At 61.2% G+C, this 11730-nt stretch carries 7 protein-coding genes and 2 pseudogenes; 3 read left to right on the forward strand and 6 right to left on the reverse strand.

Going from position 1 to position 11730, the window contains the following annotated elements:
* Window positions 1-68: 68 nt before the first annotated feature.
* The 6 genes and pseudogenes from atzD to A612_RS00375 form a co-directional block, all read right to left on the reverse strand.
* Complete coding sequence (atzD, locus tag A612_RS00345; RefSeq protein ID WP_040435285.1) at window positions 69-1184, reverse strand: cyanuric acid amidohydrolase; 1116 nt, start codon at window positions 1182-1184, stop codon at window positions 69-71.
* Between the two features lie 30 nt (window positions 1185-1214).
* Window positions 1215-2648: a YlbE family protein gene (locus A612_RS00350; RefSeq protein WP_019372637.1), complete on the reverse strand. Its 1434-nt coding sequence runs from the start codon at window positions 2646-2648 to the stop codon at window positions 1215-1217.
* A gap of 11 nt (window positions 2649-2659) precedes the next feature.
* A complete protein-coding gene (gene fdrA / locus A612_RS00355; RefSeq protein ID WP_040435287.1) occupies window positions 2660-4204 on the reverse strand; it encodes an acyl-CoA synthetase FdrA in 1545 nt (514 codons plus the stop codon).
* A gap of 28 nt (window positions 4205-4232) precedes the next feature.
* Complete coding sequence (locus A612_RS00360; protein WP_019372639.1) at window positions 4233-5261, reverse strand: hypothetical protein; 1029 nt, start codon at window positions 5259-5261, stop codon at window positions 4233-4235.
* A 700-nt stretch (window positions 5262-5961) separates the two neighbouring features.
* Window positions 5962-7514, reverse strand: a pseudogene (locus tag A612_RS00365) (IS3 family transposase).
* 57 nt (window positions 7515-7571) lie between these two features.
* Window positions 7572-8660 carry an IS5-like element ISAav3 family transposase gene (locus tag A612_RS00375; RefSeq protein ID WP_040435292.1) on the reverse strand — a complete coding sequence of 363 codons (1089 nt, stop codon included), beginning with the start codon at window positions 8658-8660 and terminating at the stop codon, window positions 7572-7574.
* A gap of 201 nt (window positions 8661-8861) precedes the next feature.
* Here A612_RS00375 and A612_RS00380 point away from each other — a divergent pair.
* The 3 genes and pseudogenes from A612_RS00380 to istB all read left to right on the forward strand — a co-directional run.
* Window positions 8862-9169: pseudogene (locus tag A612_RS00380) on the forward strand (transposase); the annotation flags it as partial.
* A gap of 117 nt (window positions 9170-9286) precedes the next feature.
* Complete coding sequence (gene istA / locus A612_RS00385; RefSeq protein WP_076612028.1) at window positions 9287-10819, forward strand: IS21-like element ISAav1 family transposase; 1533 nt, start codon at window positions 9287-9289, stop codon at window positions 10817-10819.
* A complete protein-coding gene (gene istB / locus A612_RS00390; RefSeq protein WP_019372643.1) occupies window positions 10809-11651 on the forward strand; it encodes an IS21-like element ISAav1 family helper ATPase IstB in 843 nt (280 codons plus the stop codon). The genes istA and istB overlap by 11 nt, the downstream gene beginning before the upstream one ends.
* The last annotated feature ends 79 nt before the right edge of the window (window positions 11652-11730 follow it).

An 11730-nucleotide genomic window follows, 5' to 3' on the forward strand; every position in this document is an offset into this window, starting at 1 on the left:
GGCCCTCAATGAGAAGCGCATTTCCACCAATCGCAACAACGGCAAGTTTTGACATAGGGATTGTTCCTTTACTGCGCTGTGCGCGCGATAACTGCAACGGGGCCGCCACCGGCGGGTCCCTGATGCTCGGAGCCGCCAGAGACATAGACCATGGGATCGCCCACGATCGAGGCGATCACTGCATTGACGACCGCTCGTGCATGGCGCGTGCTGTTGATGTCCGAATCGTCGAGCATCGTGTGGCGGCGCTTGCGCACCTCACCGTCCGGGGAGGCTTCGGCCTTGGCAAAGACATTGACCACGCGGCCAAGCTCATCGGCGCTGGGCAGATCGTTCTCGCAACACCCGACGTCGCGCAGGGCCTGACGGACCGCTGCAGCGTCGATGGCGTCCTTCATCTCAGCATGGCCGATGACAAGATCACCACCCCATGCACGGCTATTGCCCATGACGATGATCTCGTTGTTCATCAACTCGATACCTGCCGAAGTTGAGGCAACCGAGGAGTACAGGCTGTAGTCGGCGGTAATGACTTCATCACTGAGGCTGGCCATCTCGACTTCCCCGAGGGCCAGGGCGATACCAAGCGCGGATGCGCCGCGGGAGTAGCCCATGGACTCATAGGTATCTTCGGTGGCCACCGTATGCCCGCGCTCGACAGCGTCATGTATGCGCCCGGCCGTTAGCAGTGGGCACTTGACCTGAACGAAGTGGACATCGGACGCCTGCTCGATGCCGGCTTCGCGCATGGCGCGGCGAACAGCGTCGGCTGTTTCCGTGACCTGCGGCATGCGGCCGATCTCCTCCGGCAGGAACTCGCGGGTAAAGATCTGCTGAACGGCAAGTCGCTTGCCTTCAGCGGCGGTCTTCTGCTTGTTGTCCGTCTTTTGTACGGTGAAGATGGTGCAGTGAGGCGTCATGACACCTTCGGTGCCGCCGGACATGATGAAGGCGATGCGCTCGCCGACCTCTTGCCGGGACACGCCCAGCTTCTCGGCGAAGTAGACCTTGAACGCCAGGGTGGTGTAGCCACGTGTGAAGTCATTGACACAGCCGTTGCCTTCGGTCTTGCCCAGGACGCAGACGACCTCTTCGGCGCGGATCACGCCCTCATCAATGAGCTTGGCTACGCCACTCACATCAGACGGATTACTCATCGGAACTCGAAAAACTTGCGCTTGCATGGTGCACTCCTTGTGTTGAATATGAACAGACTATTTCGCGCCGGCAAACTGATCGGCCAGTGCGGCCAAAGCAGATGCAAAGCACTCGATTGGCGGAGAGACAAGGCCGGCCCCGATTTGGCCAACCCCGGCATCCTTGTGGGCGATGCCTGTATTGATGAGCGGCAGGATGTTCTTGTCGGCGACAAGCCGAACATCGATCCCGGTTGGTGTGCCGATGAATCCAAGCGGCGGGAGTGAGTATGTGGGATTTCGTCCCAGCGTGATCTCGTACATCTCCCGGGTGTATTGCTTGGCTGTCTCTGGGGTTCCCCCGACAAACTGCACGATGCCCGGCGCTGCCGCCATGGCGAATCCACCGATGCCCATGGTTTCCGTAATGGCGCTGTCGCCAAGATCGGGGGCGGCATCGTCTTCGCCGAATCCGGGGAAGTAGAGCCCCTTCACCATCTGGGCCGTACCGGTGAACCACTGGTTGCCGGTACCGCTCATCTGGATGCCGAACTCGACGCCATTCCTGGCCATGACAGTGACCAGGCTGCTGTTCGGGACGTTGGATCCCGCCATGAGTGCGACCTTTGCCGCAGCCATCGAGAAGTTCAGGTAGAAATGGTTGTTGCCGGCGATAAAATCCAGCACATCGGGGATCTGATCCTTCGGGAAGTCACTTCGGACCAGGGCAGGCACGATCTCCCGAAAGAGAAGTGATGTGGCCGCCTGATTCCGGTTGTGGCACTCATCGCCCATCTGCAGCGCTTGCGCGGTGATGGACTTGAGGTTGACGCCGCCAAGCGCGCGGGCAATGACCGAGAGCGCCGGACCCAGCACGTCCCGCATCCACGCGAGACGGGAGAGCACGTCCTCGCCGTACGCGCCAAAGCGCAGCGCCTTGCCCAGACCCTCGTTGAGATTGCTGAAGGCGCGATTGCCGCCGTTGGCATCCTCGATAACCAGAACCGGCATCGACGCAGAGATCACACCGGCCATGGGACCGACTGCGTTGAGGTGATGGCACGGCGAGAACTCGATGGCTCCTTGCTCGCACATCTTGCGTGCGGCTACGTCGTCTGGGGCAAGCCCCTCGAAGAGCATGGCGCCGATGATGGCTCCCTGCATCGGCCCCGCCATGTCTTCCCATGCGACCGGCGGGCCAGAGTGAAGAATGGTGCGGTCGGTCATGCCCACGAGGGCATCTCTGGCGGGGAGGCAATCAAGCCACATGGGCTCCGCACCGAGCACACGCTCAAGTGCAACCTTGTTGGCGGCATCGATGGCATCGCCGATGTCGTCGCCAGACATCATGGTCGCCAGCGACCATCCAGCGTCAACGTCGCCGGAGAGGGGTGGAGACCAGTCGATCGATATGACGCTGGCGCCTGCGGCCTCGAGATCGTCACGGAATGAAGGGAGTCCGAGGTTCGCGATTTTTAGATCGGACTGTATGAGATCACGGATTGATGACATGAATGGGCTCCTTATTTCTGAGTGATCTGGGCGACTTGGGCGATTTTTCCGGCAAAGCGGCTCGCCTGGGCATTGCTTGAGAGGACGGTGACGCCAGCCTCCCGAAGGGAGGCCTTCTGTTGCTCTAGCCCCTGGAGATCGTCACTCGTTCCACAGACCGATGCGACGATTGGAAGCGTGCGCCCTTCAGCACGGGCGACTTCCATTGCTTTTCGGATGGCCGGCATCAAAGCACCAGCCGGGTCGGCGTTCGCGCCGTAGCCCAGGACCAGATCCAGCAAAATCACTGCTGTCTCGGGATCTCGCGCTTCCTGCACGATCCGATCATTGCGGAACCGGAAGTCGAGCATCGGGTGGGGCCGTCCAACCGTGAACTCGTCTTCACCGAAGTCGATGCAGACGTGCCCGGTGCTGATGTTGTTGTTCTTGAGCTTCATCTGCTTGTTGATCGGTGTGTTGGACGAGACATCGCCCACGAATTCACGCAGCAAGAGGAGCGCTTCGTAGCAGAAGGTTCCTCCTGAGAAGAGTCCCCGGACATATTTCTGCTCTTTCGCTAGCTTCGGTAGGTCCGGCGTGGGCGCGCAGTGCGAGTGCGCATCGGATCCTGTTTCGGCGCGCACCGCCTGACGTGCAGCGTCTTCTAGCGTTTGCGCTGCAATCAGCCCATGATCGCGCACCATCTTCGGATCTCCGCCAAGGAAGCACACGACGATCGGCTTGGATGCGCCCTTGGCTTCATCAAGAATGGAGGCGGCGACCTCAGGGGCAGGCGGCTTGGAGATCAAGACGATCACCTCGGTCATGTCGTCATCGAGCAGCGTTTTCAACGCAAAACGCGCCATGCGCCCTTGGACGGCACTGGAGAGGTCGCGACCCCCTGTGCCAAAGGCCTGCGAGATGCCCGAGCCGAGTTCATGGATGAGCGAGGTCACTTCCTGAGCTCCCGTTCCTGAGGCGGCGATCACGCCGATGCGTCCACGTCGTACTGCATTGGCGAACCCCATGGGAACGCCATTGATGATGGCGGTGCCGCAATCGGGTCCCATCATCAGCAAGCCTTTGCGAATGGCAACGTCCTTGAGAGCGATCTCCTTCTCCACCGAAACGTTGTCGCTGAAGAGGTGGACGTGCATGCCGGCCTTGAGCGCCTTCATGGCTTCGGCGGCGGCGTACTCGCCAGGCACGGAGATGAGGGTCAGGTTCACACCTTCGACAACCGCCCCCATTACAGATGAGATTGCCCGCTTCTGCGCGCCACCCCCATCGCTGGCAGTGGATGCATCGGTGTTGAGCGCGGCGATTGCCTTCTCGATCGCCGCCCGAGCGGCGTCCTCGGAGGCTGCGACGATGGCGATGACCAGATCGGTGGGTCTAGCGTCATTCAGGACGGGGGCATCAAGTCCGCCCTCGCGCATGATCTCGATATTTCCAGCGGTGCCCATCATGATCGACGCATTGGTGACACCGTCCTCAGCGAGGAGATCGCTGGACAGGCGCATGAGGGTGACTGAGTCCTGATAAGTGTTACGACGAACTTCTACGACGATTGACATTGCTTTTTCCTATATGTGGCTGAGATGCTTAACCGAAGATATATGCAAGGCCTGCAAGCAATAGCGCCATGGCTATGACGCCAGGCGCGTTGATGCGGACGATGCGCGAGATGCTGACCTTGAACCCATAGCTGAGGGAGGCCACATTGAGCTGGCTCCAGCTCATCTGCGTGCCCATGCCGATGGCCATCATCACAAAGCCAAGCTGGAGCGGGGTGAAACCTTCCGCGCCCAGCGCTGGGCCGATCAACCCCATCACGGCGAAGGCATATGCGCCCGCCGGAATCGCAATGAGGAATCCGACCAGCGCCGCGACAGACACAACAAACTCCTTTGGAACCTGGAGCGCCGCTTTGGCAATCAACTGGAAGGCGCCGATATCGCTGATCATATTGACGAAGGCCAGGAAGAGACCCACTGCGAAGAGTCGCACCAAAATGAAGCTCCCGCCTTCGATGAACTTCTGCGCGGCGGAGTCGATGGTTCCGAGTCGCATCAGGAAGACAAGGACCACGGTAATGCTGATGTAGACCATAGGTGAGAAGAACTGCGGCAGACCCCACGCTACGAAAAGATCATTCAGAGGGCGACCCAACACCACTGCACCGAGGAGCCAAAGTGCGGGAGTCGCACGGGCCCATAACTGACGCGCGGGTGTCGCCAGCGTCACACCAAAATCATCAGTGAGGGTTGGGGCGCCTTCAGTTGCCTTGATGTCGTCGCCGGGAACGAAGGCACCCTTGCGGCGGCGAACATCCCACCAGGCGATGGCCATACCGATCGCTACAGCGAGGAGGAAGAACGCACGCATATCAGCAACATACGGTCCAACATCACTCAGACCAGCAAGGCGGCTGGTGAGCGCGGACTCTGCCGACGAGGGGCTGGTGGTGAAGGCACCTGCCGTGGCGATTGCCATCCCAATGATCACGCCCGGCGTAGCTCCAACTGCCGCCGCGATGAGCGGAGCGGTGATGACAGTGTTCCCGGCGCCGAGCCCCGCCGTGTAGGTGGCGAAAGCCTGAAGCATGACCACAAAAGCAGCCAGCAGTTCCATCCACCACAAAAGCAGCCAGCAGTTCCATCCGACCGTTCAGCCGACGTCGGGCTATCTCAAGGAGGGCCGCGAAACCTCCGAAGGCCGCGACCATCGCCGCAGCGGAGGCGTTGACAATGGGGGACGTATACGAGAGCATGGTCGGAATGGTTGATGAGAACCGGTAGAACGCCCTCTTGAGATCAAGGATGACGACCCGGGTTTCTCCGTTTACGGTCTCTTGAACGAGCGGGAGGTGATCCCGAAATAAGTACGCCATAACGATCGCGAGCAATCCACCAGCCGCCGCCGCGACAACCATGTTCCGCTGGCGGAACAGCAGTATGAGAACAACGATTAGCGGAATTATTGAAATCCAGGCCATGTTAAATATCCTTTTTTACACAAACGAACTGTAGATTTCGTGGCCTCCAAACAACCGCCGTTGAATGAGTTCGTAGCGCAACGTTGAATGAGTTCGTAGCGCAAGATTGTGTGGTTGACTTGACGAATAATTAACAGGCTGTTGAAAAAGTGTTCATCAAAGCTGCCGCATCATCGTGCGCATCGGTTTTCAGCCGGTGCAGAGCGCCTTTAACGGCCTGCGCAGCCCTTTTCGGGGCCTGTTTCAGGCCTGTTCGCCCATTTTGGGCGCACTGACCCCGTGTTTCACGCATGATGCGCGTCCCACCGGTGTCTGTCAAGGCAGTTGGAACCTGATTCATGCGGCCTCTAATACTGGATCGGTGTCTTGCTCATGTTGATCCGGCTCGGGGTTGAGCCAGACGCTGCCGATGGGCTGCCAGTTGCGTAGTTTTCCCGACCATCGTGCTGGGTGGCGTTGCCTGGCTTGTTGGTACAGGCGCTGTCGGGCTTGCAGAATGGGGGCATCCAGGCCCGCATGACGCTGCGCCGGAGCCAGGTAGCGAATGGCGCTGTGGCGATGCTCATGGTTGTACCAGTGGATGAACTGATGCACCCACAGGCGTGCGGCCTGCACGCTTGCAAAGCCGTCGATCGGGTAACCGGGCCGGTACTTGCAGGTGCGGAACAGGGCCTCGGAATACGCGTTGTCGTTGGATACCTGGGGTCGGCTGTGCGAGGCGGTAATGCCCAGCTTCTCGAGCGTGACCTGCAAGGTCGAGCCTTTCATGGCGCTACCATTATCGGCATGCAATACCAGGGGTCGGTGCTGACACTGCTCGCGCAGCACGGCGCGCTGGATGATGGTGGCACTGTTGGCCATGTTCTCCGATTCAAACACCTCGGCCCCGACGATTTTCCGGCTGTAGATGTCCAGGATCAGATACAGGTAATAGAACCGGCCGCGGATACGCGTATGCAGGTACGTGACGTCCCAGCTCCAGAGCTGGTTGGGTGCGTCGGCACAGTGGCGCCGTGGTGCTCCAGCGTGACGTGGCGCGCGCGCCCGGCCACGGCGGTGCTGCTCATCGGCTTGGCGCAGCACGCGATAGAAGGTCGACTCCGACGCCAGGTACCGGCCCTCTTCATCGAGCAGCCGTACCACGATCTGCGCCGGCGGCAGGCTGGCGAACTCGGGACGGTGGCAGGCCTGCAGCACGGCCTGGCGCTCGGCGTCTGTCAGTGCATGCGATGGCGTGGCATGTATGGCGTGCGGGCGTCTGTCCTCATCGCCCGTCGCCCAGCGACGATAAGTGTTCAAGCCGATACCGAGTTCGATGCATGCGCTCTGCAAGCGTGCACCGGCCTGGCGAGCCTCATCGACCAACGCTACAGCTTGACGGCGATCCTGGGCATTGGTCATTCTTCCTCGTCCCCCCAGATCGCCCGGGCTTTTTTTCGCAAGGTCAGCAATGCTGCCGTCTCAGCCAGCGCGGCGTTCTTGCGGCGCAGCTCGCGCTCCAAATCGCGCGTGCGGCGACGTTCAGCCTTGAGCGCGTCGGCCTCCTGCCGGGCGGCGCTCTGGCTCTGCGCGTTGGCCTGCTCGCAACTCGTTCGCCAGCGGCGCAACTGCTCGGCATACAGTCCCCGGCGCCGGCAGTACTCGGCCAGCTCCACTTCGGACAGCGCAGCGCTTTCCAGCACGGCGTTGAACTTGTCCTGCGAGCTCCAGCCCTCGCTGTCCGACGCCTGGTCTGGCAACAAACGGCCCTGGCCGCGGGCCTGTTTGCGCCAGTTATAGATCGTGGCCTCGGAAATGCCTTCTTCGCGTGCCAGGTCGGAGACCGTGCGGTTGTGCGGGGCCAGTAACTTCTTCAGGATGGCTTCCCGGCGTTCTGCGGAATACTTCATCGGAACCTTCTCTTTGCCCCCAATGGTTTGGGACTCTAACAGCAACTGAGGTTCCAACTATTCTGACAGCGGGGGCCACCAGCCGCCGATGGAGCCCAGGCGCACCAGGTTGTAGGTGGCAAAGCACAGCAGCGCCTGGCCCGTGAGCTTGGCGTGGCCGACGAGCTTGGTCTTGGCCAGACCGCCCACCGTCTTGATCCAGCCGAAGGCCTCCTCAATGCGCTTGCGCACCTTCAGACTGGTCTTGTAACCCTCGTGCCGCTGGATGCGCCCATCCACCGCCGAGTGCTTGTCCTTGGCCGCCACATGCGGCGTTACTTTGAGCTTGCGACAGCCTTTGATGAAGGCCTTGCTGTCATAGCCCTTGTCGGCACCGACCGTGGCCCGTTTGTTCCTGTTGCCCCGGCGCTTGAGCATGGCCAGCGCCGCATCGCGCTCGGCGGTGCCGCTGGCGTGGGTGATCTGGACATCCACGATCAGGCCATTGCGGTTCTCCATAAGGATGTGCCCCATGTGGCACAGGCGGGATTTGTCGCCCTGGCTCTTCTTGAACAGCCGGGCATCAACGTCCGTGCTGCTGGCGTGGGTGTCGTTGCAGCGCTCCTGGCCTTTGAAGTCCACCTCGGGGTTGCGTCCGGGCGGCGTGCCGCTGTCATCGTCCTTGCGCTTGAAGCTCTTGTGCGAGGCCCAGGCCTCAATCAGCGTGCCGTCCACGCTGAAGTGCTCGTCGCTGGTGAGCCTGCCCCACTGGGCGCTGAGCTTGACGCGCTCGAAGAAGGCGCGCGCCAGGTCTTCGTTGAACAGACGTTCGCGGTTGGCGCTGAAGGTGGAGTGGTCCCAGACCTTGTCCTCGATGTTCAGGCCCACGAACCAGCGGTACAGCAGGTTGTAGTTGATGGCCTCGACCAGTTGGCGCTCGCTGCGGATGGAGAACAGAATCTGCAGCAGCAGGGCCTTGAGCAGCATTTCCGGCGGCACCGAGGGACGGCCCCGGCGGGCATACACCGCCTCAAACTCGCGGCTCATCGTCGCGAGCAACGCGTCCACCACCGCGCGCAACTTGCGCAGCGGGTGTGTCTGCGGCACGCGCTCTTCAAGGCTGATGTAGCTGAACATCGCCCCCTGGAAGTCTGGGTTGCCTCTCATCGTCCTCGTCTGAGTTGTTCTGGCTTGGCTTCAGATCGTAGCGGCCAACGCGGGCGTCGGTGGGGGATTTTTCAACGGCCTGTTAATCTTATGCAGGCGAACCAAAACAGACAAGCGCGTCACGTTATCTTTCAACAATGGCATTGCTATTGTGAATCAAGCCGGGTTTCGTGGAGGCCTCAACTCTTGAGAGAATGAGGCATGAAGAAATCCAATACCTACTCCCCCGAAGTTCGTGAGCGTGCCGTGCGCATGGTCATGGAGCACCGTGATGACTACCCCTCCGAATGGGCTGCCATCGAATCCATCGCGCCCAAGATCGGCTGTGTCCCCCAGACCCTGCACGGTTGGGTGCGTCGCCAGCAGACCGATGCCGGCGTCATTCCTGGCCCAACCACCGAGGAGCGGCAGCGCATCAAGGATCTCGAACGCGAGAACCGCGAACTGCGTCGAGCCAACGAGATCCTGAAGCTGGCCAGCGCGTTTTTCGCCCAGGCGGAGCTCGACCGCTGTTGAATCACGAGCAAAACTGAGCCACTAAAGGGCATCCGTCACGTCCAATTTTGAGCCACGTTATCCACCTACCCTGCTGTTTTTTGCAGCAGTGGGGTGCAGGAGTGATCAACGTGAGCACATTGAGCAAATTGCGCCGCATGGTCCACCGTGACCACCTGAGCGTGCGCGAAGCCAGCCGAAGGCTGGGCATCTCCCGCAATACAGCCGCCAAGTGGCTCGAGGCCGACGAGATGGTCGAGCCCCGCTACCCCAAGCGGGCCTCTCTTCCCAGCGTTCTCGATCCCTACAAGGAACAGCTGGCCACCTGGCTGAAGGCCGACAGCCACCGCAACAAGCGCGAGCGCCGTGGCATCAAGGCCATGTTCCGGGCACTGCAGGCCATGGGCTACCCTGGCAGCCGAGGCCCGGTCTATGAGTTCGCCAAGCGCTGGCAGCAGGCACAGTCCGACGCGCCAACCCGAATGGCCTTCGTACCCATGAGTTTCGAGATGGGCGAGGCCTTCCAGTTCGACTGGAGCTGTGAGTACCTGTTCGTGGGCGGCATGCGCAAACGCCTGGAGGCTTCGCACACCAAGCTGGCGGCCAGTCGGGCCTTCATGCTCACCGCCTACTTCAGCCAGGCCCACGAGATGTTGTTCGACGCTCATGCCCGAGCCTTTGCTGCTTTTGGTGGCGTGCCGCGCCGGGGCATCTACGACAACATGAAGACCGCCGTCGACAAGGTTGGTCAGGGCAAGAGCCGCACCGTCAATGCGCGCTTCGAGGCCATGACGGGTCACTACCTGTTCGAGCCAGAGTTCTGCAACCGGGCCGCAGGCTGGGAGAAGGGTATCGTCGAGAAGAACGTGCAGGATCGCCGTCGTGGCATCTGGATGGAGGCAGCGGAACGCCGCTGGCCCGACCTGGAGAGCCTCAATGCGTGGCTGCACCAGGCTTGCCTGGACGCCTGGCATGAGCTGCCTCACCCCGAGTGGCCAGAGCTGACGATCGCCGACGTCTGGCAGCAAGAGCAGACGCACCTGATGCCCAACCCTGCGCCATTTGATGGCTATGTTGAGCAGATGGTGCGGGTGACGGCCACCTCGCTGATCCACTACCAGCGCAATCGCTACAGCGTGCCATGCGAGTGGGCCCACACCAGTGTCAGCGTGCGGGCTTATCCCGACCGCCTGGTGGTGGTCGGCCCCAACTCGGAACCGCCAGAACAGCCGGTGAGCCTGCCGCGCAGCTTCGAGCGTGGCCAGACCTTGTACGACTGGCGGCACTACGTCAGCTTGCTCGAACGCAAGCCCGGCGCTTTGCGCAACGGCGCCCCCTTCAAGACCATGCCCGAGCCCTTGCAGCATCTGCAAGCGCACCTGCTTCGCCACCCTGGCGGCGACCGGGTGATGGCCCAGGTGCTCATGGCCATCACCCTGCACGGGCTCGATGACGTGCTGGTGGCCGTGGAGTTGGCGCTGCAATCGGGCCGCGTGAGTGCCGACCATGTGCTCAACGTGCTGGCCAGGCTCAAGGAGCCCCAAGCCGTGCAAAGCCTGCCTGAAGCAGCCTTGCCTTCACTGACGCTGCACGAGCCGCCTCAGGCCGACGTGTCGCGCTACGACAGCCTGCGCCAGTCCCAGGAGGATGACCATGTCCAATGACATCGCAGCAAGCCTCAAGGGCTTGAGCCTGCACGGCATGGCCAGTGCCTGGCCGGAACTGCTGGGCATCGCCCGGCTCAAATCGCTCGACCACGAAGCCCTTCTGCATCAGCTCATCAAGGCCGAGGGCGCGCACCGGGAAGTGCGCTCCATGGCCTACCAGATGCGGGTGGCCCGATTCCCTCACCACCGCGATCTGGCTGGCTTTGCCTTTGATCAGGCCCAAGTGGACGAGGCGCTGGTGCGTCAGCTGCACGAGTTCAAGTTCATCGACTCAGCCCACAACGTGGTCTTCGTGGGCGGCCCAGGCACGGGCAAAACACACCTTGCCACAAGCCTGGGCGTTCATGCCATCCGTGCACATGGTAAGCGGGTGCGCTTCTTCTCGACCGTCGAGCTGGTCAATCTGCTGGAGGCCGAGAAAGCTCAAGGTAAGGCCGGGCAACTGGCACATCGGCTCATGTACGTGGATCTCGTCATCCTCGACGAGATGGGCTATTTGCCCTTCAGTCAAGCCGGTGGGGCCTTGCTGTTCCACCTGCTGTCCAAGCTGTACGAGCGCACCAGCGTGGTCGTCACCACCAACCTGTCGTTCTCGGAGTGGGCCAGCGTGTTCGGCGACGCCAAGATGACCACCGCGCTACTCGACCGACTCACCCATCACTGCCACATCGTCGAAACCGGCAACCAGAGCTGGCGCTTCAGGCACTCGACTGCACAACCGTCTTCGATCATCAGAGCCACACGAACCAAAACGGCCAAAGGAGCACCCCAGACAGATCACGCAGTAGACTTATCCACATCCGAACAGTCCATTTCTTCGTCAACTTAGTGGCTCAGTTTTGGACGTGACGCCTGGCTCAGTTTTGCTCGTGATTCAACACGTACCGTCACTTATTGCACTGAAAACG

The sequence above is a fragment of the Melaminivora alkalimesophila genome (assembly GCF_000282995.1).
GTDB lineage: Bacteria > Pseudomonadota > Gammaproteobacteria > Burkholderiales > Burkholderiaceae_C > Melaminivora > Melaminivora alkalimesophila.

Bases quoted from the DNA above. Each gene is read 5' to 3' on its own strand.
- istB (WP_019372643.1), top strand. From the start codon at position 10,809: ATGTCCAATGACATCGCAGCAAGCCTCAAGGGCTTGAGCCTGCACGGC.
- fdrA (WP_040435287.1), bottom strand. From the start codon at position 4,204: ATGTCAATCGTCGTAGAAGTTCGTCGTAACACTTATCAGGACTCAGTC.
- atzD (WP_040435285.1), bottom strand. From the start codon at position 1,184: ATGCAAGCGCAAGTTTTTCGAGTTCCGATGAGTAATCCGTCTGATGTG.
- A612_RS00350 (WP_019372637.1), bottom strand. From the start codon at position 2,648: ATGTCATCAATCCGTGATCTCATACAGTCCGATCTAAAAATCGCGAAC.
- A612_RS00360 (WP_019372639.1), bottom strand. From the start codon at position 5,261: ATGGAACTGCTGGCTGCTTTTGTGGTCATGCTTCAGGCTTTCGCCACC.
- A612_RS00375 (WP_040435292.1), bottom strand. From the start codon at position 8,660: ATGAGAGGCAACCCAGACTTCCAGGGGGCGATGTTCAGCTACATCAGC.